Origin of the sequence: Neolewinella agarilytica, assembly GCF_900110645.1 — a bacterium.
In the GTDB taxonomy this organism is placed as follows: domain Bacteria; phylum Bacteroidota; class Bacteroidia; order Chitinophagales; family Saprospiraceae; genus Neolewinella; species Neolewinella agarilytica.
Genome location: NZ_FOFB01000008.1, coordinates 17,819 through 43,236 on the forward strand (window position 1 = coordinate 17,819; position 25,418 = coordinate 43,236).

Below are 25,418 nucleotides of genomic sequence, written 5' to 3' on the forward strand. Positions count from 1 at the left end.
CTGCATAAGACCCCGTCTTAACAATAACAAATTTTTTAAACCACATTTTCCACCGTTTTATCCACAGCTTTCAACAGGGTGCCGGGGCGGAACAAATAGTTGAGGTAAACGATGGCTCCAACCAGGGCAATTGCCCCAAACTGATGGGCAACTCCAAGGCCTACCGGCACCTGTCCCTGACTACTCATTACCGTTGCTATTCCAAGAATTGCCTGAGTTATCAACAGGATTATCAACAGGGTATTCGCATTCTGCGTATATGCCCCGATTTTCGCCTTTCGCGTCTGTAATAGATAGGCTATCACCATGATTATCAGTGTATAAGCGGTCATCCGGTGCAAGAACTGGATTAAGGCTGGTTGGAAGAGGCTTTGCTCGTAATACACCAAGTTATCCACAGTCCATGCCGAAGCATCGTGTAAAATAGGCGGCACAAAGTGTCCATTCATATCGGGCCAGGTCGGGTAGGGCAAAGCTGCTTTCGCTCCACTCATGATTCCGCCCAGTATGAGCTGAAGAAAAAGGACGATATTCAGGGGCCAAAGCCACTTATCCACGGCAGAATGTGGAAAAGCTCTTGTTTTTGGTTGGATTACTTTTAGGATTGTCCACAAAAGGTAGGAAAAGAGGGAAATCCCCAGGCAGAGGTGAATCGTGAGCTTGTAAGCATTCACCCAGGGACGATCAATAAGCCCGCTGGCGACCATGATCCACCCAAAGCTGGCCGCCAGGGCCGCCAGCAGTACCGTAATGCCCAAACGACGCATCAGCGGGCCATCCAGCCACCCTTTACGCCAAAAGATGGCAAAGCCTACGGCGAAGACCAATCCCATCATACGCGCCCACTGCCGATGGAACCATTCCCAGAAGTAGATAAACTTGAAATCCTCCATCGTGATGTCCGCAAAGATCTTCTCATACTGAGGGCTGGCCTGGTACTTCTCAAACTCAACCTGCCAATCAGCCGCGTTCAGTGGCGGCATGGCACCACTCAGAGGTTCCCACTCCGTAATCGAAAGCCCCGACTCCGTCAGCCGGGTAATGCCACCAATTACGATTTGCCCCACCACCATGATGAGCCCAACGATGAGCCAGATCTTAACTGCGCGGTGATAGCCTCCGCCGATCAAATTCGGTTGCCCGTCCGTTTTTTTTACACTCGCCTCCATCTCTTAATAGTTATTAATACTTTTTCAAAATTTAAATCCTTTTATCGTTATTAGGACTGTGGAAACGGGGAGAACTTCTTGCCTTTTCATTAGGTCTTGCCGTTCTGCCCATTATTCCACGTCTTTTCCACGGTGGCCTAACAGTGAAAAGCCTTTATTGATCAGGCTTTGGCAAAATTATCCACAAGAGCGACTATCATTGTCAACAGAATAACTTTTTCGCTTCTGAGTGGGGAAATATGACGGCAAACTGTCAGTGGACTGTTAGGCGACAAGGGCAAAAAATGTGGAAATGTGGATAAAGTGGCCGTTTTGGTGACCATGGGCAAAAGCACTGTTGATAAGTGGGGAGTACTCCACGCTTCTCCACTTTTAGAGCGTGGAAAACGCGATTAGCTAAACAGCTGGTAAACAATGCCTTTACGTATACTTAATCTTGGGGCTGTGGAGAACGGTTTTTCGGGTTGGAGCTTCCGTCGGGTAATTAGTACAGCGTATACCGAGGAGCGAAACCTCTGAAAACACCTTCGCCATTGCCAGCTATTAAAACCTGCCGCGTTGTGTTATGGATCAAAATAGAATCGCCGCTGTATTATGTTAAGTAGGTTGATTTGTGCAAAAGTCTTTCATGAGCACTAGCGGATCCCTTCAATCCTCATGGTCTCTCCTTCCAGCTGCAGCCGGGTGAAATCGCGTAGGTTATCGGTATAGAGTACTTCTGCCCCGGCTTTAAGGGCGGCTTCATAGTGGAGGGCATCATAAATGACGGAACTCATAAGACCCAACTCACTGCAACGGCTTATGGCTGCCTCATAATCGGCTTTAGTCAATTCCACAATAGTCAAAAGATTACCAATACCATTTATGATAGTTTCTGCAGCAGCGGCTGGAGAAAGATGTATGCCAAACTTTGTGGGCTTGGTAATATTACGGTACAACTCAGCATAAGCATGTGTGGTAGTGGATACTGCAGTACCACTGGAAAGAGCCTTTTGCAAAGTCAACTTAGCTTTGTCGTGCAGCTCATGTTTAGTGATGAGAGCTGCAAGTAAAACGGAAGTGTCAAAGTAACTAATCATCTAAGCCAAGGAGTTTTCTACCACGCTCTTCATGGCCTTCATTGATGAAGTTTTTAATGTCAAAATAGACCTTCTCTTCCTCCTGGTACATAATAACGGGCCAACCCCATTCCGTATATTCTACATAAGGCTGTACTGCGGGGAACTGCTTGAGAATGATAGAATTGGAGAAAATATCGAACTCAAGTTCGAATTCTGTTCCATTATCTATTCCTGCCTCATCACGCAGTTTTTTAGGAATCAAGACCCGACCAAATTTGTCAATTGTAGCCCTCATTACACTAGTAATTTGGCAACTAAACACTTTTTTGGCAAAAAAAGTTGGCAAGAATCATCATTATTGCCAACTCACCGCAAAACCGTCACGTCCCCCGAAAACTCCAGCACGGAACCATTAATATAGCGCACGGAAGTGTAGTAAACGAAAACGGCGGGGTTGACGGGCTTGCCGTCTACCTTTCCGTCCCAGCCGAGGCTGGGCTCATTGGGCAGAAAGTCGTTGCGTTCGAAAACGAGGCCGCCCCAACGGTCATAGATACGCAGAGAGTTGATTTGATCCACCGCCCGGCCGCCGAATACGGTGAAGCCGTCGTTGGCACCGTCTCCGTTCGGGCTGAAGACGTTGGGAATGTAGAGCGGTTTGTCTTCGATCACTTTCACGGCGACCATCGCGGTATCCTGGCAACCCGCAGGGTTGGTGCCAATGACCGTATATATGGTAGTGGCAACGGGGGCGGCGCGGACGCGGGTGCAGAGTGCGTCCAGACACAGCAGTGAATCCGGGCCCCAAACATAGCTCACCGGCGTATAGTTACTGACCGCCCGGAGGATGGTGTCAAAGCCCAGGGTAATGGTTCGCTCCGGACCGGGATCAATGATGAATTCCCGGGGCTCGGTCAGGGTACCATCAAGGGAGTCAATGCAGCCATTAGCGTCCTGCACGTAGAGGCGGTAATCTCCCGCCAGCAAATTTTCCAGCAAGGGGCCTGTCTGGAAGGTCTGCCCGTCAGCACTGTACCCATAGTCCGGCGTACCGCCGGTAGCGGAGAGCAGGAAGGAGCCCGTAGGCTCACTATTACAGGTCAGGTTGTTGGTCTGCTCCAGCACGGGAAAAATCTCGTTGGGCTCCGTCAGGGTTTCGGTCAGTGTTCTTACGCAACCGTTTTGGTCGGTGAGGCTGATGGTATAAGTGCCGGGGACGAGGTCCGTCCGGACAGAATCCGTCGTGCTGCCATCTGACCAGCGGTAACTGTAGCCCGGCCGACCGCCGCCGGATAGCACGGTGATGCGTCCGTCGTCCGTACCAAAACAGGTGCTGCCTTCGGCATCTCCCACCAGGGTAATGGCCGGTGGCTCCGTAATGATGATCTCGAATTCTCCGCGGCAGCCCGTCGCGTCGAGCGCCGTAACCGGGTAAGTGCCAGCCGCCAGCCCGCTGCGAACATTACTGGGCTGGAACCCGTCGCCAAAATCAAACTGGTAGGCGGGCTGGCCGTTGGCCAGCTGGATCTCAATCCGGCCCGTAGCTTCGCCAGCGCAGACCGGCTCAGTAAACACCGGTACCCCCTGCACCAGGCCGAGTTCAAGCTCGTTCACCTCAATGTCTTGCTCAACGGGGCAGCCATTGGCATCCTGAACCCGGACGTTTACGGTACCGACGGACAGGTCAGTCAGCTGGTTGTTGGCGCTGAAGGGGCTATTGTTTAAGCTGTATTCGTAAGGTCCTTGTCCGCCGCTCAGGACGGTAAATTCCAGTGCCCCGTTCGTGCCACCGGCGCAGTCGGGCATGGTGATCAAGGTATCAAAAGTGAAAACCGGCGGACCACCGACGCTGAAGGAAAAAGCCTCTTCGCAGCCGGAAGCATCGCTCACGGTGACGGTGTAATCTCCCTGGGCCAGGTTGTCCAGGTCTTCGCTCATTTCGCCGTTATCCCAATTAAAGGAAAGTGTTGTTGGTGAAAAGCTACTGCTGGCTGTCAGGTTGATGGAACCGGTGATGTCGTTAGGGCAGAGTACATCCGTAGTCATCGCCGTACCCGTAAACTGACCGTCACAGCAGATGACATTTACTTCCTGCTGGTTGAGAATCTCGCGGCATTCGCGGGAGGTCTCGATGATGAGCGAAACTTCAGGACTACCCGGCACGCCGAAGACGACGGAGTGTGGGCCCGGGCCGCTGGCCGTCTGGGGCGTGGCCGTTGGGCCAAAGTCCCACTCCCGGGAGACGATCATGTCCAGCGAAGTAGACTGATCTTCAAAAGTAAGCGCATCGCCCACGCAGACTTCGCTGCTGCTGAAGGTGAAGGCGGGCTCCGGGCCAACGAAGGTTCCGGTGCCTTCAAACTCGATCGAGAAACCGTCTCCGGAAGCAGAGAAGTTGAAAATTACCACAGCGTAGCTTCTCCCGGATATCATATTGATCGCCGACGCAAAATTATTGTTTCCGGTTTGGCAACCGCAGCTTTCAGAGACGTCCGGATCGGTAAGGCTCAGCCCCGTTGGCCCCAGGCAGGGAAGGTTTGCTGAATCCGGATTGCCTCTGGTTTCGCCTGAATACATACAACGTAAAGTTTGCCGGGAGCCACAGTCGTCTAGCCCATTGGTAAGTTCATATACCGCAAAGTCAATGTCTTCGTTTACTGCCGGGCCAAGTGGGGTAATGGTAAAACCAAGAGTACCGGATTGGTCACAGGTCCATTTATACCAGGAAGAGTTATCTTCTGTCGGAAGGCAATCATTATCCACACAGCCTTGTGCCTGTAGGTCTTCACGAATAAGACCATTCCCCGAGAGAGACTGTACGCTAAAGGGAGATTTATCACAAAGAACTACGCCGGTGGAACAATCCGCGTTTGGTTCGGGAACGGCATCAAACTGATTGACACAGAGCTCGAAAGTACCGTCATTACCATTGCGTGCACCAACAAGAATAAGATAGGTTTCGCCTACCACAAGGTCCGTGAGGATAGCATTTACGCCATGGACGTTTTCAAAGGGAGATTTACACACCAGAGCATCCGCATCGGTTAGGGAGCCGCAACCATTTTCATAAACGGTCATTTGTGGTTCCCGAAGAGTCCCGCGCTGGTTGCCGGGTATGATACCGTCAACGGTAACCGTAGCAGAATTACGCAAGGCAACGAAGGAGTACCATACATCCCGCATTTGATCAGGCTCACTGATACAGACGTCGTATCCATTTTGATCAAAAGACGCGCTGGCCCCTACTGTAGAAAAAGCCCCGTTTCCGGAGCAGAAATCCAGTACTTCAGGAAGAACGATGGCATCAATACATTCATCGTTCGCCTGCTGGGCAAAGGAAACGAAAGAGCAAAGGCTAAAAAAAGCAATAAAAAAGTAACGTGATTTCATCGGAATGGAGAATACGTGAGAACGAGAAAGGACTGACAAGTTAAGAGACTTGCCTAAGGATAACATCTTTTCAGACGTCTGAGGTACGTCATTTAGTTGGTAAATAGCGGACTAAATACACGGTTTACGGGTTTGATAACATTTTCCAGTCTCTCCATCTTCCTTGCAGGCTGCGTACCTTGGCTCTCGTGAAAAAGTGGATCCCCAACTCAATTACGCTGCTCAACCTCTTCTGCGGTTGTGCGGCCATCATTAATATTCTGGACCATCAGTTCGTTCCGGCCTTTTGGTTCTTGTTCGCTGCTGGCTGGTTTGATTTTGGTGACGGGCTGGCGGCCCGTCTGCTCAACGTTAGCTCTGAGCATGGTAAAGAGCTGGATAGCCTGGCGGATATGGTCTCCTTCGGGGCGGTGCCGGGGGTAATTTATTATACGCTGCTCTTCATCGGTCAATCCTCTGCACCTGCGTCCGCGCCTTCCGTCACCTGGTCCTGGTATGCCGCCCCGGGCTTGCTGGTGGTTCTTTTTTCCGCCCTGCGACTGGCTAAGTTTAACCTCGACACCCGGCAAACAGAAAATTTTATGGGGGTCGCTACGCCAACGAGCACTGTTTTTGCGGTAGGCCTTATGCTCATTTATGCCCTTGATCCCTTCGGTTGGTCAGCCTATGCACTCAGCCCCTGGGTGCTCTACCCCGCTATTGTGGCCTTCAGTTACCTGCTGATCAGTGAGCATCCCATGTTTTCTTTCAAGATCAAAGGCGCGAAGTGGGTTGGCAACGAGACGCGAATTATCTTTGCGGTTCTTGCCATCGCCCTGCTCATCGGGCTGCGGACGGCGGCTTTTCCTTTCATCGTCGGCGTCTATCTGATCATTAACCTCATCTCGCCGCCGCAATCTTCTCCTACATGAAGTTTCTCGCCCACATCAACGTTATGCCCAAGGCCGAACTACTCGACCCTCAGGGTAAAGTGGTCGTCAAAAACCTGCCCAACATCGGTATCGATGGCGTCGATGATGTTCGCATCGGTAAGCACGTCACCATCAGCCTCTTTGCCAAGAACCCGAAGGAGGCCAATAAAAAAGTAGAGGCTGCCTGCAAGAAGTTGCTCGCCAACGTAATTATGGAGAGCTACGACTTCGTGATTGAAGAAGTAGAGTAAAACGGTGCTTGTCGGCAAGCTTAGGCGCAGCCAACGAAGTTGGCGTTTATGCTGAGCCAAGCCGAAGTACGGGTGCAAAAAAGGTTGATGTAGCAGGGTGCTCGTGATAAAGTGGATTGATGGAAAAGACGTCTGAAAACCCTCCTCCGTTTTCGCGTGTTTCCATGGTATGAAATCTGCTGAAAACTACAATTCTCTTACACCCGAAGAAGAGCGCATCCTGGTGCACAAGGGCACCGAAATGCCCTTTACCGGCGAGTATAATAATTTTAAGCTCGACGGCGTCTTCGTCTGCCGCCGTTGCGAAGCACCTCTCTATGACAGCAAAGACAAGTTCAGCAGCGGCTGCGGCTGGCCCAGCTTTGACGATGAGGTGCCGGGCGCGATTGAAAAAATCCGCGATGCTGACGGCCGGCGGATAGAAATTCTCTGCAACAACTGTGGTGGCCATTTAGGGCACGTGTTCGAAGGCGAACGTTTTACGCCCAAGAATACCCGTCACTGCGTCAACAGTCTTTCGCTCAAATTTATCGGGCGGGAGAAGTACGAGGCCAAAAAGGCAGCGGAAAACGCTGACTGAAGGGCAAGGCTCTATCTGGCCAGTGGCTGTTTCTGGGGGCGGGAGTTTTACCTGCGCCAGTTGCCGGGAGTGATCAGTACCCGAACGGGCTTTGCCGGCGGGCATCTCCCCCACCCCAGTTATCAACAAGTTTGCACTAAGGAAACGGGCCACGCCGAAACGGTGGAGGTGACTTATGACCTTCGCCTGCTATCGACCAAGGCCTTGCTCACGGAGTTTTTCGTGTTACATGATTCCTGCATCGACCGCAGGGCAAATGGAGGCCAATACCGCTCGGCAATTTTTCTTGAGCAAGATGGTAAGCACGCTGATGAACAGGAGTACGTGGCTAAACAAGCAATAAGGAAGCTGCAGGATAATGGTGTGTTATCAACCACCGAAATAAGCAGGATAAGGGGCTTTTTTGCCGCTTCGTCCCGCCACCAACAATACTGTTCCGTGAAGGGAATTGTCCCCCAAAGGCGCGTTTCTGAAGAAATTAGGCAAATTTTAACACTTTAGTTTCAGCGAATTTTCGTTCCGTTTTTCCTGAATTCAGGAGAAAGTTTATTCTGTAGAAGTGGGTCCTGCCGACGGAAATAGGGAGAAAATTCCGAATGGCGAAGAAATAAAGGGAGATCAGTGCTTAGCGCGAAACAGCCCTTTGGCACATTCCCTGCCCCTTAGGCGTTGAAAAACAAAGCGTTAGGCACCAAAAGCTTGCCTCGCGGTGTTGCATGACCCTATCTTTGCGGCCGCTAGGTAAGAAGTTGATCTTACCGCGATATTGTTTTTAGCAGTCATCCTTACCCCAGGTGGCTAATTGAAATGCTGATCGAAGAGCCGCGCCCCCCCATGAACATAGCGGCAGTGAGGCGGTCAGTGATTGTTTAACGAAATTATTCTTAATGAGCAAGCTACTGAAGTACTTGTGTCTGACCCTCCTATTGGCGATGACTGTTAGTGCAAAGGCTAACTCGATTGAAAATTCGACTTCCTTTTCATCCGACAACGACCCTACGTCTGAGATCAGTCGTCGTCTTGCCGGATTAGAACTTCCCTTAACTACTAAAGCTTCCGATGCTCACCTGCAGCGGAAGATCAACGATTACCTGGACAAGGGTAGCCACAGCACCGAGCGTATGCTTGGCCGGGCTAATCAGTATTTCCCGGTTTTCGAATACTACCTCCAGAAGCATGATATGCCCGAAAGCCTGAAGTATCTGGCCGTCGCGGAGTCCATGCTGGTGCCCGGAGCAGTATCCTCTGCGCGTGCTGCCGGTCTCTGGCAGCTTATGCCTTCCACCGCCCGGGCCATGGGCTTGCGGGTGGACGGTGTTGTGGACGAACGACTGGACATCTACCGGTCAACGGAAGCTGCCGTTATTATGCTGAAGGCATTGCACCAGCAATTTGGTGACTGGCACCTGGCGATGGCGGCCTATAACTGTGGCCCAGGTCGGGTACGCCGCGCTATCCGCGCAGCTGGCGGACATACTTACTACCCGAAGGTTCGGCGCTTCCTGCCAAAGGAATCCCAAAAGTACGTAGCCGCTTACGTGGCTGCTGCCTACACCGTAAACTACTATGACGACTACGGACTGACGCCCGCCTCCTTCCTGCTGGAAGATAGCGTAGCCTCGCTGACCGTCTACCGTTCCCTGAACCTTCGCCGGATGGCGAAGGCCTGTGGCATCCCCGTCGCTCAGGTGTATAAAATGAACCCCAGCTTCGTCAAAGCCTACGTGCCCCGTAACCGCAGCGGTTACCGACTCCGCGTACCGCTGGAGTACAAGTTGCAGGTGCAGGAATACGTTTGGGGACAGCCAAACCTGGTAGAGCTCCCGCAGGGAGATGACCCGAAGTTAGCAGCGCTGGTGGCCAATGACCTTGGCTTCGATGCCCGCTCCTGGCTCACGGGCTGTTACTCCCACAATCTGTTGTCTCAACCATCCATTAAGATGGACAACCAGATTAATAACTGGAACCTGAAGGTAGAGGCGGAATACCGGGCGGTGGCGATGTTGTAAAAAAGACTAAACGCCCGCAATTTCACCGAAAAACGAAAGGCCAGCTCCCCAATTAGGAGCTGGCCTTTCGTTTTTAAGGAAGTATCTTTTACAAACTCTTCAAAGCCCGATCCAAAGCCCGCTTATTATCCTTCGCTTTGATGGACTCCCGCTTATCGTGGACCTTTTTACCCTGCACGAGGGCGATCTCCAGTTTGACGAGCCCCCGCTCATTCAGGTAGAGCCGGTAAGGAACGATGGTGAAGCCTTTTTCTTTGACCTTCTTTTGCCATTTATTGAGTTCCTGTCGCTTGAGCAATAGCTTTCGGGCGCGGCGCTCTTCGTGGTTGTGGACGTTCCCTTGCTTGTACTCCCCAATAAAGATGGACCGGCACCAAAGCTCGTCTCCCTGAAAGGCGCAGTAAGCATCCCGAAGGTTGACGTGGCCATTGCGAATACTTTTGATCTCCGTACCCGTTAGCATGATACCAGCTTCAACAGTTTCGAGGAAGTGGTACTCATACTTGGCTTTACGATTGACGAATTCTATGTTTTTTGGCTTTGCCATGGCAAGAGTATAATTAGTGGGGCCCAATATAATGTCTGGAAGGAAGGCAAAGTTTCCAGAAAGCCTGTAAACCGGCTTTTAATACTCCTTCCACTTCTTTAAGTGGATGGACGCTGACGGCTGATCACCGGAAAAGCGAGTCGCAATTTCTGCAAAGCTGGGCGCGCGCCAACGGGAAGGAGGCGGAGTAGCAAAGCCATAAGGCTCGGCGGGGGCGCCAAAGACACTGGTGTCCAGAATACCATTTCCGTTGAGGTCGTGAAAAGCGGCGATCACGTAAGCACCATTAGCCGGAAGGGGAATCTCCAGGGTGATGGCCTTGCCACTACAATCCTTGATAACGGAGAAAACGTTTTGTTTCTGCTCAAAGCCTTCCTCGCTGTCATAAACGGCCAGGTGGATTTGCCCACCCTCCGGGCAGGTACTGGTCAGCGTTACTTCGATGGCTGGCGGAGTGGCCGGCAGGAAGAATAGCCCCGTGAGGAAAAAGAGAAGTTGCATCGTCAATGAGGTGAATCAGATATACCGTCAATGTAAACGCTTTCCGACTACAATTTGTGTACGCTGGCTGACTTATAGTCTTCTTAAAAAAGCAATCTTTAGAAGACAATCTTGCCCAAACAGCGAGCGCCACCCGCAAGACGGATGGCGCTCATTTACTTCAGCTAAACGGGAAGTCTAGCAGTAGCGGTCGAAAGCCATTTTCAGATTTTCGGCAATGATTTCGGCGGAGCGACCTTCAATGTGGTGGCGCTCCAGGAAGTGAACCAGCTCCCCGTCTTTGAATAGCGCAATGGCCGGGCTGCTGGGTGGGTAAGGCAATAAATGCTCACGTGCGGCGGCGGTCGCCTCCCGATCAACACCGGCAAAAACGGTGTAGAGCTTGTCTGGAGATTTCTCGTGGCGAGCAGCCATTTTAGCGCCCGGACGAGCGTTGGCTGCGGCGCAGCCGCAGACAGAGTTGACCACCAATAAAGCAGTGCCTTCCTTCTTTTCCAGCGCAATGTTTACCTCATCAGCGCTCTTCAGGCCAGTAAAACCGTGAGCGGTAAGGTCCTTTGACATCGGGATCGTTAGTTCAACCGGATACATATTGACGTTTTTTAAAAGTAATTTGGATAGATCAGGCAGCGTTCCCGTCAGGATTACGGTTAAATTTGCGGTGCTGATCGCTGTTTTACCTACAAATAAGGTGAACGTTTGGTTGGCCGCTCTCCTCTTTAAAGATTAGTTCTATGCGTTTTTCTTTGTTTCTCGTCTTCCTGACAACGCTATTGCTCTGTATGGGAAGTTGCACCAACGATGCTTTGCCGGAACCCAGTGAAGTGCAGTGTGTTGAAGAAGGATTGACCTACGAGGAAGACGTGCGGCCCATCATTGAAGAGACCTGCGCCTACAGTGGTTGCCACCTTGGTGGAGCACCCGGAGTGTACAATAGCTATGACGGCTTATTGCAGGATCTGGAAGACGGATCTTTTCGGGACCGCGTTATTACCCAGAGAGCAGATCCTAATGTAGGTATGCCTCCTGATTATGCACCAGCTGACCGGGCGGAAGACCTTACGGAAGAAGAACTAACCATCATTAGCTGCTGGCTGGAAGCTGGCTATCCGAGGGAATAAGCCATCATTGCTTTTTAAAAACGAACCTTTGCATCCTGCGGAAGCGCCCCCAGAATGCTTTCGCCGTCATAACGATCAAACATGAATAATTATCTACTTCTTATCCTCGTCTTCCTGGGCCTGAGTGTGCAACTTGACGCTCAGCGGGAACGGGTATATCGTACGTTTAAAGACACCCGGGCCGTAAATATCCATAGCGTGGAAACGCTGCCAAAGGGTAAGCTGGACGTGCGGATCAGTCACCGCTTCGGGGATATGTTCGGAGATAACGGTGGCTGGGCCACCTTCTATGGTCTGGAGACGGCAGAAGATGTTTCCATTGGCGCAGAGTATGGATTCAGTGATAATTTCAACCTGGGCCTGTATCGTGCTAAAGGGGCGGGGGCCACACCGCTGGGGCAGGCCGGCTTACGCCAAAACCTTAACCTGGTTGCAAAACTTCGCCTTTTGTATCAGGAAGAGGAAGGCACGCCACTGTCGATTACCGCTGTTGGAACCGCCACCATGAGCACCAGCTCTAAAATTGAAGGCAACGATGACCTGCTGCGTAGCTTTCCAAAGTTTGCCCACCGCATGGCCTTTAATGGTAGCCTGGTGGTGGCCCGGAAATTCAGCCCGACGTTCAGCTTTCAAATCGTTCCCGGCGTAACCCACCGGAACCTGGTACCCTTTGAAGGGGAGAACACCATCTTCAGCCTTGGGGCAGCGGCCAGGGTGCAAATCACAAAAGTGATGGCCCTCATTGCGGATGTTACCCATCCTTTCAGCAATACCATCACCACAGAGAATGGATACAGTACACCCATCGGCCTTGGCCTGGAGTGGGATACGGGCGGCCACGTTTTTCAGCTGAATTTCACCAATGCAACGGGACTTTTTGAGACGGATTACGTCCCATATACCACCAGCAGTTGGGGAGAAGGTGAATTCCGGATGGGCTTTACCATCAGCCGCTGGTTCAATCTTTAGTTTTTGCGGCCCTTCGATAAGCTAAAGCAGGGCGCGGCCGCAGGTGCACAGTAAAGTTAAAAAAAGCAATGAAGTACTCCTTCCTACTACTACCTTTTCTCCTGATCGCATTCATGGCACTGACCGGCCGGCCGGATGTGCTGCCCGTCGCCGACGGCGACACCCCGGTGAGCGAAGTGCTTCGCTCGCTTGGCGCTCCGGAACGGGCGGACACCAAGGTCCGCCCCATCAACGGAGCCTCCGCTGAGCTGGGGCGGGAAATTGTGCTGGAAGGAAGGCTGACCAACGGCAAAAAACAGAGCGCGCACTTCCAGTGCACCAGCTGCCATAACACGGTGAAGGAAGACCCGCTGCTGACAGCAATGGACCCAGAAAGCCGCCTGGCTTACGCCATCGATAACGATCTCCCCTTCCTGCCGGGAACAACGCTCTGGGGGGCCGTCAACCGGGAGTCTTACTACAACGGCGACTACGACAAAAAGTATGGCGACCTGGTGAAGAACGCCCGGCGAAACCTGCGCGGTGCCATTCAGCTTTGTGCTACGGAGTGCGCACAGGGGGAAGCGCTGAACGAAGTCGAGATGGAATCCGTCCTTGCCTACCTGCACGAGATCGGGCTGAAAATGAAGGACCTGTCCGGAATGACCGGCCAAATGGACCAGATCAACCGTGCCATTGACCGAAAGGATAAAAACAATGGCGGCCTGATCAAAGCGATCAAAAAGAACTATCAACTGGCCAGCCCGGCCACCTTCGTCTACCCGCCCAAAGATCGTAAAGCAGGCTATGCTTCGGTGACGGATCGGGATCCGGTGAACGGTAAAGCTATCTACGAACTGGCCTGCCTGCACTGCCATGAGGAGAAGCGCTACAGCTTTTTCGAGTTAGCAGAAAGAGAGGATCACTATGCTTTTATGACGAAGCATTTTCCCCGTTATACCCGCTATTCGACTTATCAGGTTACCCGCTATGGTACCAGTCCTATTCCGGGGAAACGCGCCTATATGCCGCATTACACTAAAGAGCGGATGAGTGATCAGCAGATTGAAGACCTGAGGGGCTATCTGGCGGCGGAGGCTTCCCGGTAGTTTTTGATGGCTACGGTTCTACCCGCACCGTTCCTACCCTTTCTCTTTCTCTTCCTCTTCTTCCGGCAGGGTGATCAGAATTTCCTCGATACGCCTTTTGCTAAGAGACATGACTTTGAAGCGATACTTTCCACACTCCACCTCCCGCTCGGGCTCAGGGAACTGGCCAAGTATCTCCAGCAATAAACCGGCGAGCGATTCTGCGTCGCCCTTCTCCTCGTCGAAGGTGTTGGTGGGCAGGCTGAGGACCCGGCAGACATCGTTGAGGAGCGTCTTACCGTCGAAGACGTAGTTGAGGTCATCGATTTGCTCGTAGATGAGGTTGTCGTCTTCGTCAAACTCATCCTGGATATCACCGATAACTTCTTCCAGAACGTCCTCCAGCGTCACGATGCCTTCCGTGCCACCGTATTCATCCACCACGATGGCCATATGCATTTTCTGCTGCTGGAAGTCTTTGAGCAGATCGCTGATTTTTTTATTCTCAGGGACATAGAGAACTTCTTCCCGGACGAGTTTCTGCCAGTCAAAAGTCTCTTCCTCCTGGCGGTGGCCAAGGAGGTCCTTTACGTAGAGCAGCCCCTGGACTTTATCAAAATCTTCGCTGAAAACCGGAATGCGGCTGTAGCCATGTTCCCGGATTACGGCGAGTAGCTCGTGATAATTAATCCCCTGTTCGACGGCAACAACGTCTACGCGGGAGCGCATGATCTGACGTACCGTCACGTTCGCAAACTGAACGATGCGTTTAAGGATGTCAACATCCTGCAAGCCACCTTCTTCTCCGTCATCATCGTGGCTTACGGTAAGATCGATCGCTTCGTCAATGTCTTGCTGGCTGGCGGCGGCGGCATCCTGGCTGTGATTGACCAGCCGGCGTTCAACCACGGCTGCCCCATTAACGAGTAAGAAAGAGAATGGCCGGAATATGCCCAGCAAAAAATGGAGCGGCCGGGCCATGGCCAGTGCCAGGCGTAGCTTGTTGTAGCGGGCGTAGACTTTGGGCGCAACCTCCCCAAAAAGGACGAGTAGAAAGGTAACACCGATGACGGTAATCGAAAACTTGATGCCAGTGGCCCATTTTTGCGGGCTAATAAAGTCGAGCATCGGCCAGGAGTCCGTCAGGCTTTCTGCCCAGCCGGTAAACAATGATTCCGGTAATAACTGTCCCAGAAGCCACTCCGAAATAAGGACGATGGCAATATTGATGAAGTTATTGGTAATCAAAATCGTGGCCAGCAACCGGCGGGGAAACTCTTTAAGGGCCAGTACTATTTTGCTGGCTTTGCTTTCCAGCGCTTCCACCTCCTCGTAGTCGTTGGCGGTAAGGGAAAAATAGGCTACTTCAGATCCGGAGATGAGCCCGGACAGGATCAGTAACAGAAGGATGCCCGAAAAGCCAAGCACGAACTGCATGCCCGTGCTCATCAGGAGCATACCATCAAAGAATAAATACGATAAGTCGGGTGGTTCCAACGGAGTTGCGAGCGATTGTTAACTACAAAGATAGGGTGAAAACAGGGGCAGATGCCAACGTCTTCAGTTCACCGGTACTCTTTAATTCAAGAACACTCAATGAATACTCAGTTTACGGGGTGCCAGCAACACTAGACGACCCTAAAAAGGAAGATCTTCTCCGTCTCCGTCTCCATCTCCGGAAGGAGCGGGAGACGTTGGGGCAGCGGGAGTTGCGGGAGCTGCTGCCGCCGTTTTTGGTGGTGGAGCGGACATCGTCTGGGCGGGCTCTTCTTTGGGCATATAGTTTCCACTACCGCTGTTTTCGTTCCGGCTGCTTAGCATGCGGAAATAATTAGCGACTACCTCCGTCGTCTTCCGGGGGTTGCCGTCTTTATCCTGCCATTTCCGGTGCGTTAGCTTCCCTTCCAGGTAAACCAGGGAGCCTTTCTTGAGGTACTCTTGCGCACGTTCGGCCAGGCCTCTCCACAAAACGACATCGTGCCATTCCGTTTGTTCTTGCCACTCGCCGCTTTTGTCCCGGTAGCTCTCAGAAGTAGCCAGGCCGAATTTAGCAACCATAGCACCACTCTCCAGGGTACGTACTTCAGGATCTGCGCCAAGGCGCCCGACTAAGGTGATTTTATTGACCATGTTGGAAAACAGCTTTTGTGGTTAGAACAAGTCTAAAAGTAGACTTTTATCCGCAAAGAACTTATTGATAAGCCGCGGAAATGCAAAGTTAACCAACAGTTTGTTCTTTACGACCTGAGCAGCAGATACTTTTTTGGGCATGGCCTTCCACTGAAACTGATGAAAAGTGGCCATAATGGTCTGGTGAGTCAGTTGTTGCTTAAAAGGTCGGCTTCTTTTGACGAAAGTGAGCTCGCCGGCGGGTAGAAATTCGGGCCAGTCCTGATGGGTGGCCAGGGAGCTGGTCTCTACGTCCGAAGAATTGGTTTCCAGCAGCGGAAACTGGTAAAGATTCTGCCAGATGTCTTTGTCCAGCCGCTGCTCAATGATAGTCCTTTCCTTGTCATCCGAAATAACGAGGTAATGAAAATGACGATTACGGCGCTTGAGTTTTTTCTCCTTCAGGGGCCGTTCATAAACCGTAGCTACACGGTAAGCGGCGCACCTGGCTGCCATTGGGCAGCTTTCACAGAGCGCCTTTTTGGGCGTACAAACCAAGGCCCCAAAATCCATGATCGCCTGATTGAAACGTTTTGCTGAGGTGTCGCCCAATGCATCGTCAACCAACATTTGATAGTGCTTCTTCCCTTTACCGGTATCAATGGGGGTGGAGTCATTGGTGTAGCGCGACAGAATTCGGAAGACATTACCATCCAAAACGGCAACCTGCCGGTCAAAAGCAAAAGAAGCAATGGCTGCTGCCGTGTAGGGGCCTACGCCTGGTAGCTTCAAAAGTCCGGCATAGGTGTCAGGAAATTCTCCGCCGAATTCAAAGGCAACCATCCGTGCGGCTTTCAGCAAATTGCGGGCACGGGAATAATAGCCCAGGCCTTCCCAAAGCTTCATTACCACATCATCTTCTGCTGCGGCCAGTTCATTAACCGTCGGGAAGGCAGCCACGAACCGCTCAAAATAAGGTAGCCCCTGGGCCACCCTGGTCTGTTGAAGAATGATCTCACTTAGCCAGATGTGATAAGGATTATCAATGGCCTTCCAGGGCATAGGCCGTCGGTCAGCCCGATACCATTTCAGTAAGCTTTCTCTGAAAAACGACCAGTCAGGTTCTTCCATATTTACAAAGCTGCAAAAAAATAAGTCATGGCCAAAAGGCCACGACTTATTGAATAATGAAAATAAATTAGAGGCAATTAATAACACATGAACGATAATTCAGAATAGCTTACTGCACTCATTCTATCTAAGATCGTACACGAAGCTTTCCATACTGCCGCGCAATCTGAGCCTTAAGGTCCTTGCGGGCAAAAAAGATTCGACTTTTAACTGTACCCAGGGGTAAATCAAGATGATCAGCAATTTCCTGATACTTGAAGCCCTGATAATGCATCATAAATGGAATCCGGGTGCTGTCATCAAGCAGATCGATCATGCCGGTCAGTTCTTTGATCAGAATGTTGCTGTCGGCTGCATTATCAATGGAATTACTACCTGAATTCAAATAGTAGAGGTTGTCCGTATTGTCCATGATAGTGTTCGCCTTCATCTTTTTGCGGTAGTTATTGATGAAGATGTTCTTCATAATCGTAAACAACCAGGCTTTAAGGTTAGTGCCCGGACGGAACTTATCCCGATTCGTCATGGCACGAAACGCTGTCTCCTGATAGAGGTCTTTAGCATCCTCTGAATTTTTGGTCAGGTTATAAGCGAAGGAGTTGAGTAAAGTGGTAAGACGATTAAACTCCGTAAAAAATTCTACTTGCGACATTGTGTATGGGCCATTAGCCGTTTTGTTGAACCAAATCTACTGGAAAGTTAGATAAAATGCAAGTTTATGGACTTTTAAACGGGCATGTTTTCATACTGATAATGTGTGTTTGTTGTATAAGTTGCTGTTTATCAGTGATTAATGGTTTGTAATTTAGTTTTCAAATTTTCAGAAAAAAATGAAAGATGTTTAAGCTTTGGTGGTCTCACTTTTTGCGTAACAATACGCTTCCGTATTTTGGGCGCTGACGCGGGTGCAATGATTTGCTTGCCAAGGCTGTGTTATGTTGACGGGGCAGCCCTTTGGATAAAGTCATAAGCTGTCTTTCTTTAGGGATTCAGGCTTCTATAATCTATCCCGCCGTCCGCGCGTTAATAAAGAGGGAACTCAATTTGATGGGTTCACTAAGTCTTTTAAAAGCAATCCTATGTCTTCGCGTAAAAAAGCCGCTGCCGGTATTGTCACTGCTCTAGTTTTTGTGCTCTGTACCGCTGCTACCGTCAGCCCCGTTAACGATAAGTTCTTCGAAATAATGAAGGCCATTGAGGTCTACACGAATGTCTATAAAGAGGTGAACACCTACTATGTAGACGAGATCGAACCCAATAAGCTGATGCGGACCGGCATTGAGGCCATGGTTAGCTCGCTGGATCCCTATACCAATTACATCAGCGAAACGGATGTGGAGCTGGCTCGCCTCCGGCAAAGCGGGAAGTACCAGGGCGTTGGTGCCAAAATCGAGTACATCGATGGCTTGCCAACCATTCTGACGCTTTATAAAGACCAGCCCGCGGATGCCGCCGGCCTCAAAACCGGTGATCGCCTGCTTACCGTTGATGGCCGCGAAACTGAAGGCTACAACCGTGAGCAGCTGGAAGAGATCATGCGCGGTTTCCCTGGCACAACCATGCAACTGACCGTTGACCGTCCGGGCGTCGGTAAAAAAGACATCAGCCTCATCCGTGGAGATGTCAATATCCCAAACGTCCCCTATTCCGGAATGCTGGCGGATAACGTAGGCTACGTAGCCCTGACTACCTTCACCCAGGCCGCTGGTAAGAATGTTCGTGATGCCGTCGCTAAGCTCCGCGCCGAAAACCCCGAGCTGAAAGGTGTAGTGCTCGACCTGCGAAACAATGGTGGTGGTCTGCTGAACGAGGCAGTAGATATCGTTAATATCTTCGTTCCTAAGGATGAGCTGATCGTTACCACCAAGGGCAAAGTCCGGGACTGGGACCGCAGCTACTCCACCAAAAACAACCCCCTCGATCTGGAGCTACCCGTGGCTGTATTGATAAACGGTCGCTCCGCCTCTGCTTCGGAAATTGTTAGCGGCTCGCTGCAGGATCTTGACCGGGCGGTACTCATCGGACAGCGTAGCTACGGAAAAGGCCTGGTACAGAATATCATGGAAACAGGCTACGGCAGTCGGGTGAAAATTACCACTGCGAAATACTACATCCCGAGTCTGCGCTGCATTCAGGCCCTGGAATACAAAGATGGTAAGCCCGTCAATATCCCGGATGACCAGCGGGCGGTCTTCAAGACCCGCGCTGGCCGGAAGGTACTGGACGGTGGTGGCGTTGCTCCGGATATCGACCTGCCGGTCCTGGGCGGTAAGGCGGTCACCCAGGGTCTACTGGAGGAGTTCGTCATTTTTGACTTTGTAAACGACTGGGTAACCAGCCATCCGAGCATCGATTCTGTGGCAGACTTCCGCTTTCAGGATTGGGATCAATTCGTCGGCTTCCTCCAACGGGGAGACTTCGAATACACCTCTAAAGCAGAAAAAGCACTGGAAGAAGCACTCCTGGCCGCGAAGGAAGAAGGCTATGAAGTAGCCGATCAACTCCAGGCTATCCAGAAGCGGGTGGATGAAGAACAGATGGCTGCCATTCAGAGTTACAAAGATGAGATCATCAGCATCATCGAAAAGGAAATTGCCGGTCGCTACTACTATCAGCGCGGGGAGGTACAAATGGGGCTGCGTAATGACAGAGAGGTGCAGGAAGCTATATCCGTACTTAATGATCCGGCGCGCTATGCTAAACTGTTGAAGCCTTAATTAAATTGCCAGCCTGTGGTTGTTCAACCAGACGTTTTTACTCATCCAATATCTGGTTTTAATACGGGGTCTACTTCGAGGCACCGTCTGTAATGATTTTGTTGGATTTGGTGATTAGCAACTTTTTCGAGGAGAGGTTTTGACGTTGTCGAGATACTTGCAACGTGGCAAATTTTCCTGTATTGGTGACCTCATGAGGCATCTCCCGTCAAATGGAGGACTGATATTTCAGAAGCCTGCTTTTGGATTACCGCATAGCAATTATCTGGAATCAGAATAAAAACCAACACACCATGAAGTTACTAATCACCTCGCTCATGGCGAGCATACTTTTGTTGTTCATCGCTTGCGGTGAACCCAGTCCATCTGAAGCTGATCTTGCCGCCGAGGCAGAGGCAGAACGCATTGAAGCACTTAATGAAGATGTTTCAACTTCCGTCGAAAAAATAGAGTCTACAGCTGATGAACTCGTAGTTGCTCTTGACTCCCTCGACTTACTCTTTCCCGAAGAAAATTAGGCTTCCTTTTTAATTCATCTACTTTTAAACCAACCGAATTATGTTGATCAGAAAAATTATTCCACTGGTATGTTGCATGCTACTGGCTTTCTGTTTCACCCAACCCGTTTACGCTCAGAATAAAGGCAAAGAAAAACAAGAAGCCAAGGTCAAAGGCAAAGCTGAGGAGATGCAGGCCAGAGGTAAAGACAAAGCTGAAGAGATGCAGGCCAGAGGTAAAGACAAAGCTGAGGAGATGCAGGCCAGAGGTAAAGACAAAGCTGAGGAGATGCAGGCCAGAGGTAAAGACAAAGCTGAGGAGATGCAGGCCAGAGGTAAAGACAAAGCTGAGGAGATGCAGGCCAGAGGCAAAGACAAAGTTGAGGAGATGCAGGGCAGAGGTAAAGACAAAGCCGAGGAGATGCAGGCCAAAGTGAAAGACGGCAGTGCTAAACTGGATGATGATGGATCTGGTAATGCTTACGGTAAGAACAAAGGGGAACTATCCGGAAAAGCTTTTGGCCAGGCCCGTGCCGAGGCTGCCAGGTCAAAGCAAAAAGAAGTGAAGGAGGAGGTCGATGAAGTTACCGAACAGAGTGAGGCGCTGGAATCGGAAGCCCGACAAAAGATAAGCAAGGCCCGGGAAATGCTTGAAAAAGAAAAGGCTGCTGGAAAAGCTTCTGCTGAACAGCTTGCCAGGAAAGAAGCGGCTATCCAGCGTGCTGAAGCGAAGCTTAAGGAGCTCGAAGCTGACGTTGAAGCTGTTAAGCAGAAGGTAGGAAATGGATAATCCTTTCTTTCGGAGCTGATGGCAAGTTCCGCAACAAAAAAGCCTCCGTGTACATCATCGTACGCGGAGGCTTTTTTTGTCAGTATGCTAGTCTAGCTGTTAACTTCTACCGCCAGAATATCCGCCACCTTGTCCTGTACATTAATCAGCCGGTCAAAGCCCCGGGCTTTGAGCAGACTAATGCCGATTGTAGAGCGATAGCCACTACCGCAATGCAGGTGATAGGTCTTTTCCGGGTCCAGCTCCTTCATCCGGGCATTGAGCTCAGCGAGCGGAAGGTTGACGGCTTCTTCCAGGTGGCCATTCTCAAATTCGGAGACTTTGCGAACGTCAAGGATGTGGCTTACTTGTCCGTTCCTGAGTTGATGGCCGAAGACCTCTGCCTTGATGGTGTCAATGGTGTCTACCTCCCCGCCGTAGGCCCGCCAGGCTTCCAGGCCTCCATCGAGGTAGCCAAGAGTGTTATCGTAGCCGACGCGACTAAGGCGTTCAACGGCTTCAGCTTCCCGCCCTGGGTCCGTGACGAGAAGAATGGGCTGCTGCAGGTCTGGAATCATCTCTCCGGCCCAGGGGGCGAAGCTACCGTCCAGCCCGATGAAAACGCTGTTCGGGACGAATCCCCCGACGAAGTCTTCCTTAGCCCGTACGTCCAGAATAAGCGGGCGCTCATCGTTGGCTACCCGTTCAAATTCTTCAGGGGAGAGCGCAACGGCTCCGCGTTCCATTACATCCGCGAAAGCTTCGTAGCCTTCCTTGTTCATTCGTACGTTCTCGGCGAAGTAGGCAGGCGGCGGCAACAGGCCAGCGGTGACTTCTTTGACGAATTCCTCGCGGGTCATATCCGCGCGGAGAGCGTAGTTGGTCTCCTTCTGGTTGCCAAGGGTGTCCTGTGTCTCCCGACTCATCTTTTTACCGCAGGCGGAGCCTGCGCCGTGGGCGGGATAGACGATGACATCGTCCGGCAGCAGCATAATTTTACGGCGGAGGCTGTCGTAAAGCAGGCTGGCGAGGTCTTCCATCGTCAGTGCACCTTTTTTCTGAGCAAGGTCCGGCCGGCCAACATCGCCAATAAAGAGGGTGTCTCCGGAGAAAATGGCGTGGGGGCGGCCGTTTTCGTCGAGCAGCAGATAGGTGGTACTCTCCAGCGTATGGCCGGGCGTATGCAGCACACGGATGGTGAGCTTCCCGAGGGGAAACTCTTCCATGTCCTTTGCCTCATACTTTTCGTAATCCGTTTTTGCTCCCGGGCCGTATACGATGGTGGCGCCGGACTCCCGCGCCAGATCAAGATGACCGCTCACGAAGTCAGCATGAAAGTGCGTCTCAAAAATGTACTTGATCTTGCTGCCCGCTTCCTGCGCCCGCTTCAGGTAAGGCTCCGGACTACGCAGAGGATCGATGATGGCGGCTTCGCCGTCACTCTCAATGTAGTAAGCGCCCTGGGCCAGACAGCCGGTGTAAATTTGATCTATGACCATTAATACATGATGTTTTCTTCATGTATTAAGGTGCGAGAGGGGAGGAAGGTTGAAACTTCATGGTAGAAGATAAAATTACACTCTAACACCGCTCCTTCAACTTGCCTCTGCACCTGCGACTGCGCCCATATTATCGCTCTTTGAAAACGCCTTCCCCGTCATCACCAGCGGTAGCCCAATCAGGATTAATGCCACTAAATTGATCATCACCACATTATGCACGGCTCCGTAAACCAGCGAGATGCCACTGTCAATCAAAAACCAGCTTAGTATTCCCGTCCACATGGCCCGATAAGCCCATCGCTCCTTCCGTTTGAAAGCGTATTCGGAGATGAAAATCATCAATATATGGAACCCGACGATGGTGCCGCCGATGATGCCAAAGAGCCAGTTCTTAAGCTGGATGGTCTCCGGCGTAAAACCGGTCTCGGGGAAAAATACCCGCTCCGTCCCGGCATTATGAAGATCAAAAAACAGGCTGTTGCCCGCGAAGGCAACGAGCAGACCGACGCCGATGGTCATCACATTTGCCCAGGTAAGCCATTTTTGCCAGAAGGAAAAGTGAGATGGTTTCACACCTTTAAAATTAGGCATAAATTGGAATATGGGAAGGCAAGAACTTGTCTCGTAACCGGAGGGTTACAAGTACTCCGTGCCGCTCTCCAACGTGCGGCAGCCTACCAACACCACCAGACTACCCTACGGTACTTCCACTACATTCAGCACTCGTGCAATGATGTCTTCCTGCTTGATGTTCTCGGCTTCCGCTTCATAGGTCAGGCCGATGCGATGACGCAGCACATCTTCGCAGATGGCGCGCACGTCTTCGGGGGTCACGTAACCCCGGCGTTCGAGGAAGGCGTGTGCTTTAGCCGCTTTGGCCAGGTTGATGCTGGCACGAGGGCTGCCGCCAAAACTGATAAGCGGCTTAAGGTCGCTGAGGCGGTAAGCTTCGGGCTCGCGGGTAGCGAAGACGATGTCGATGATGTAGCGCTCGATCTTATCGTCCATGTAAATGTTGCGGGTCGTTTCCCGGGCTTTCAGGATTTCGGCCGTAGAGGCCACGGCATTTACTTTTTCAAAACCCTGAGCGAGGTTGCGACGCATGATCTCCCGCTCATCTTCCCGCGTAGGGTAGCCGATGGTACACTTGAGCATGAAGCGGTCGGTCTGGGCCTCGGGCAGCGGGTAGGTCCCTTCCTGCTCGATGGGGTTCTGAGTGGCCAGTACGAGGAAAGGCTCTTCGAGCTTGAAGGTCTCATCACCAATGGTAACCTGTCGTTCCTGCATGGCTTCCAGCAGGGCAGACTGTACTTTGGCGGGGGCACGGTTGATCTCATCCGCCAATACGAAGTTGGCGAAAACAGGGCCCTTACGAACGGTAAAGTCGTTGATGCTCTGGTTGTAGATCATCGTACCGACAATGTCAGCCGGAAGCAGATCGGGGGTGAACTGAATACGGCTGAAGTCAGCAGAGATCGTTTTTGCCAGGGTGTTAATGGCCAGGGTCTTTGCCAGGCCGGGCAGACCTTCCAGTAGAATGTGCCCTTTACTCAACAAACCCAATAGCAGACGGTCAATCATGTATTGCTGCCCGACAATCACTTTAGCGGTCTCCTGCCGGATACGCTCCACTACTTCGGAATCTTGGTGGACTTTCTGGTTAAGAGCTTCGATGTCAATGCTGGCCATGGAGGTCGTTTAATGCTTTACTTCTTTGGGTAAGGGCCGCAGAATAGTCGTGCAGCCGAAAGTGGACGTTCAAAAGACCATTTTATCCTGCGTTACGCTTAGGAAAATAGGTGCTTCGACGCCCCGACGACCAGTTTTAAGGACCTCGAAGCGTCCTCAAACGTAGCCGGAGGCGGAGTTGTTGAGGTCCTTTGAGCGTCCGGAAACCTTACGATTACCCTGGGTAAGGGCCGCTAAGATAACTACCTATTTAGGAATCGTGAAAGTATAGGAGATACCGAAGGCATTTGCTGCATATTCATCCCCATCTTCACTAACGTAGTTCTGAGCAGTGTAGGTAAGCGCAAGACCCTTATAGCCCGCTTCAATCCTTGGGCCGAAAGCGGCATCAAAGGGGATGTCTGCTCCAAGGCCATCCGCTTTGAATTTTATTCCTGTATGCATGACGAGCCCGCCACCAATGTGAATAGCGTCTGTAATCAAATAGTGAGCCGTAAGGAGAACGGGAACGCGCGTCATTCTGATATTGACGTTTTCGGCAGCAGTTGTAACGTATTTAAAGCCTACTGTACCACGCAAAAATACCTGATTAAGACTTGGGATATGGACTTGGGCTCCTGCAAAAAGTGAGCCTCCCTGACCGGCATTAACAGACTGAGAGTCACCGTTAGTGAATAAAACTTCAGCAACTTCATCTCCACCGAATTCGAGTGCGCCACTCAACACCAGTTTAACAGGGGTAGGTTTGCTTTCGCTCTGAGCAAAAGAAGATAGTGACAGGCAAGATAAAATAAGGAAGATGTAGAATCGTGTCATCGTAAACAGATTATGGTGAAGAAAACAGGATTAGCTAGTTCAAGACTTGTACAAATGTAAGTGTAATTTTTTTGATACCAAAATTTGATTTTATCAATTTTTGGATTATGTTTGCATTGTTCCTCTAATTTTAATTATCTATAGATGCCCGACATTAGTATCCGCCTCAAACGTCTTGGCAAAAAACGGATTCATAGCGTGCCGTATGTCATCACTTCAGAAGTGTCTACTCTTCGGGAACTGATCCGCGCCTGTGTAGAAAAAGAGGTAGACCGTTTTAATGAATCCCGGGAAGAACCCAAAGTCTTCGCTTTTCTGACACCCGCGGAGATTCAATCTCAGTCGCAAGATGGAAAAGTCAGTTTTGGTGAGCTGGCTAATCAGAACAAGGCCGATCAGGAGCAAGCCATCGCCGTTGCTCTGCAAGCGCACGAAGACGGCGTTTTTTGTGTCTTCATTGATGATGACGAAATTCGCTCCGCCAGCGACTCCATCACACTACAGGACGGAAGCATCGTCACTTTTTTACGCCTCACGTTTTTAACCGGTACGTTGTGGTAGCCCTGTCTGGTTCTTAACTGACCAGCGTCGTTCTATTCTTTTGAGTATCGA

General features: G+C 51.1%; 27 protein-coding genes. 12 read left to right on the plus strand and 15 right to left on the minus strand.

Features of this window, described 5'->3' with window-relative positions:
• Window positions 1–35: 35 nt before the first annotated feature.
• The 4 genes from BM123_RS08685 to BM123_RS08700 form a co-directional block, all read right to left on the minus strand.
• Window positions 36–1,169: a COX15/CtaA family protein gene (locus BM123_RS08685; protein ID WP_090167358.1), complete on the minus strand. Its 1,134-nt coding sequence runs from the start codon at window positions 1,167–1,169 to the stop codon at window positions 36–38.
• A gap of 635 nt (window positions 1,170–1,804) precedes the next feature.
• Complete coding sequence (locus tag BM123_RS08690; RefSeq protein ID WP_090167360.1) at window positions 1,805–2,248, minus strand: type II toxin-antitoxin system VapC family toxin; 444 nt, start codon at window positions 2,246–2,248, stop codon at window positions 1,805–1,807.
• Entirely contained in the window at window positions 2,241–2,576 is a 336-nt protein-coding gene (locus BM123_RS08695; protein WP_175489305.1) for an AbrB/MazE/SpoVT family DNA-binding domain-containing protein, read from the minus strand. Before BM123_RS08695 ends, BM123_RS08690 begins: the two co-directional genes overlap by 8 nt.
• A 20-nt stretch (window positions 2,577–2,596) precedes the next feature.
• Window positions 2,597–5,620 carry a T9SS type B sorting domain-containing protein gene (locus BM123_RS08700; RefSeq protein ID WP_175489306.1) on the minus strand — a complete coding sequence of 1,008 codons (3,024 nt, stop codon included), beginning with the start codon at window positions 5,618–5,620 and terminating at the stop codon, window positions 2,597–2,599.
• 188 nt (window positions 5,621–5,808) lie between these two features.
• On the opposite strand from BM123_RS08700, the gene BM123_RS08705 reads away from it, so the two are divergent.
• The 5 genes from BM123_RS08705 (at window position 5,809) to BM123_RS08725 (ending at window position 9,371) form a co-directional block, all read left to right on the plus strand.
• Window positions 5,809–6,531: a CDP-alcohol phosphatidyltransferase family protein gene (locus BM123_RS08705; protein ID WP_175489307.1), complete on the plus strand. Its 723-nt coding sequence runs from the start codon at window positions 5,809–5,811 to the stop codon at window positions 6,529–6,531.
• On the plus strand, window positions 6,528–6,782 hold the full coding sequence (purS, locus tag BM123_RS08710; protein WP_090167368.1) for a phosphoribosylformylglycinamidine synthase subunit PurS: 255 nt from the start codon (window positions 6,528–6,530) through the stop codon (window positions 6,780–6,782). The genes BM123_RS08705 and purS overlap by 4 nt, the downstream gene beginning before the upstream one ends.
• A gap of 169 nt (window positions 6,783–6,951) precedes the next feature.
• Complete coding sequence (locus BM123_RS08715; protein WP_090167370.1) at window positions 6,952–7,362, plus strand: methionine-R-sulfoxide reductase; 411 nt, start codon at window positions 6,952–6,954, stop codon at window positions 7,360–7,362.
• A gap of 15 nt (window positions 7,363–7,377) precedes the next feature.
• Entirely contained in the window at window positions 7,378–7,863 is a 486-nt protein-coding gene (gene msrA / locus BM123_RS08720) for a peptide-methionine (S)-S-oxide reductase MsrA (RefSeq protein ID WP_090167372.1), read from the plus strand.
• A 386-nt stretch (window positions 7,864–8,249) separates the two neighbouring features.
• Window positions 8,250–9,371: a lytic transglycosylase domain-containing protein gene (locus tag BM123_RS08725; RefSeq protein WP_090167374.1), complete on the plus strand. Its 1,122-nt coding sequence runs from the start codon at window positions 8,250–8,252 to the stop codon at window positions 9,369–9,371.
• An 88-nt stretch (window positions 9,372–9,459) separates the two neighbouring features.
• On the opposite strand, the gene smpB is transcribed toward BM123_RS08725, so the two are convergent.
• The 3 genes from smpB to BM123_RS08740 form a co-directional block, all read right to left on the minus strand.
• Window positions 9,460–9,918 carry an SsrA-binding protein SmpB gene (smpB, locus tag BM123_RS08730; protein WP_090167376.1) on the minus strand — a complete coding sequence of 153 codons (459 nt, stop codon included), beginning with the start codon at window positions 9,916–9,918 and terminating at the stop codon, window positions 9,460–9,462.
• 78 nt (window positions 9,919–9,996) lie between these two features.
• A complete protein-coding gene (locus BM123_RS08735; protein WP_090167378.1) occupies window positions 9,997–10,419 on the minus strand; it encodes a DUF2141 domain-containing protein in 423 nt (140 codons plus the stop codon).
• Window positions 10,420–10,596: 177 nt separating this feature from the next.
• Window positions 10,597–11,010, minus strand: a complete 414-nt coding sequence (locus BM123_RS08740; RefSeq protein ID WP_090167380.1) for a BrxA/BrxB family bacilliredoxin — start codon at window positions 11,008–11,010, stop codon at window positions 10,597–10,599.
• Between the two features lie 143 nt (window positions 11,011–11,153).
• On the opposite strand from BM123_RS08740, the gene BM123_RS08745 reads away from it, so the two are divergent.
• From BM123_RS08745 to BM123_RS08755, 3 genes are all read left to right on the plus strand, one after another.
• Window positions 11,154–11,540 carry a Maf family protein gene (locus tag BM123_RS08745; protein ID WP_175489308.1) on the plus strand — a complete coding sequence of 129 codons (387 nt, stop codon included), beginning with the start codon at window positions 11,154–11,156 and terminating at the stop codon, window positions 11,538–11,540.
• Window positions 11,541–11,621: 81 nt separating this feature from the next.
• Entirely contained in the window at window positions 11,622–12,509 is an 888-nt protein-coding gene (locus BM123_RS08750; RefSeq protein ID WP_090167382.1) for a DUF5777 family beta-barrel protein, read from the plus strand.
• Window positions 12,510–12,577: 68 nt separating this feature from the next.
• Window positions 12,578–13,597, plus strand: coding sequence for a c-type cytochrome (locus BM123_RS08755; RefSeq protein WP_090167384.1), 1,020 nt, complete (start codon window positions 12,578–12,580; stop codon window positions 13,595–13,597).
• A 33-nt stretch (window positions 13,598–13,630) separates the two neighbouring features.
• On the opposite strand, the gene gldE is transcribed toward BM123_RS08755, so the two are convergent.
• The 4 genes from gldE to BM123_RS08775 form a co-directional block, all read right to left on the minus strand.
• Window positions 13,631–15,034, minus strand: a complete 1,404-nt coding sequence (gene gldE, locus BM123_RS08760; protein ID WP_090167386.1) for a gliding motility-associated protein GldE — start codon at window positions 15,032–15,034, stop codon at window positions 13,631–13,633.
• A 180-nt stretch (window positions 15,035–15,214) separates the two neighbouring features.
• A complete protein-coding gene (locus BM123_RS08765) occupies window positions 15,215–15,706 on the minus strand; it encodes a single-stranded DNA-binding protein (protein ID WP_090167388.1) in 492 nt (163 codons plus the stop codon).
• A 21-nt stretch (window positions 15,707–15,727) separates the two neighbouring features.
• Window positions 15,728–16,816 (minus strand): A/G-specific adenine glycosylase, encoded by a 1,089-nt coding sequence (gene mutY / locus BM123_RS08770; RefSeq protein WP_090167390.1) that lies wholly within the window; start codon window positions 16,814–16,816, stop codon window positions 15,728–15,730.
• 127 nt (window positions 16,817–16,943) lie between these two features.
• Window positions 16,944–17,468, minus strand: coding sequence for an RNA polymerase sigma factor (locus BM123_RS08775; protein ID WP_090167393.1), 525 nt, complete (start codon window positions 17,466–17,468; stop codon window positions 16,944–16,946).
• A gap of 427 nt (window positions 17,469–17,895) precedes the next feature.
• Here BM123_RS08775 and BM123_RS08780 point away from each other — a divergent pair, with 427 nt between their 5' ends.
• The 3 genes from BM123_RS08780 (at window position 17,896) to BM123_RS08790 (ending at window position 20,820) form a co-directional block, all read left to right on the plus strand.
• Window positions 17,896–19,533 (plus strand): S41 family peptidase, encoded by a 1,638-nt coding sequence (locus BM123_RS08780; RefSeq protein ID WP_245748476.1) that lies wholly within the window; start codon window positions 17,896–17,898, stop codon window positions 19,531–19,533.
• A gap of 293 nt (window positions 19,534–19,826) precedes the next feature.
• Entirely contained in the window at window positions 19,827–20,051 is a 225-nt protein-coding gene (locus tag BM123_RS08785) for a hypothetical protein (protein WP_090167395.1), read from the plus strand.
• Window positions 20,052–20,091: 40 nt separating this feature from the next.
• Window positions 20,092–20,820, plus strand: coding sequence for a hypothetical protein (locus tag BM123_RS08790; protein WP_139211818.1), 729 nt, complete (start codon window positions 20,092–20,094; stop codon window positions 20,818–20,820).
• A 92-nt stretch (window positions 20,821–20,912) separates the two neighbouring features.
• On the opposite strand, the gene BM123_RS08795 is transcribed toward BM123_RS08790, so the two are convergent.
• From BM123_RS08795 to BM123_RS08810, 4 genes are all read right to left on the minus strand, one after another.
• Window positions 20,913–22,298 carry an MBL fold metallo-hydrolase gene (locus BM123_RS08795; protein WP_090167399.1) on the minus strand — a complete coding sequence of 462 codons (1,386 nt, stop codon included), beginning with the start codon at window positions 22,296–22,298 and terminating at the stop codon, window positions 20,913–20,915.
• A gap of 96 nt (window positions 22,299–22,394) precedes the next feature.
• Window positions 22,395–22,874, minus strand: a complete 480-nt coding sequence (locus BM123_RS08800) for a hypothetical protein (protein WP_139211819.1) — start codon at window positions 22,872–22,874, stop codon at window positions 22,395–22,397.
• A 123-nt stretch (window positions 22,875–22,997) separates the two neighbouring features.
• On the minus strand, window positions 22,998–23,990 hold the full coding sequence (locus BM123_RS08805; protein ID WP_090167403.1) for an AAA family ATPase: 993 nt from the start codon (window positions 23,988–23,990) through the stop codon (window positions 22,998–23,000).
• Between the two features lie 246 nt (window positions 23,991–24,236).
• Window positions 24,237–24,806, minus strand: coding sequence for a hypothetical protein (locus BM123_RS08810; protein ID WP_090167404.1), 570 nt, complete (start codon window positions 24,804–24,806; stop codon window positions 24,237–24,239).
• 144 nt (window positions 24,807–24,950) lie between these two features.
• Here BM123_RS08810 and BM123_RS08815 point away from each other — a divergent pair, with 144 nt between their 5' ends.
• Window positions 24,951–25,367, plus strand: coding sequence for a hypothetical protein (locus BM123_RS08815; protein ID WP_090167407.1), 417 nt, complete (start codon window positions 24,951–24,953; stop codon window positions 25,365–25,367).
• The last annotated feature ends 51 nt before the right edge of the window (window positions 25,368–25,418 follow it).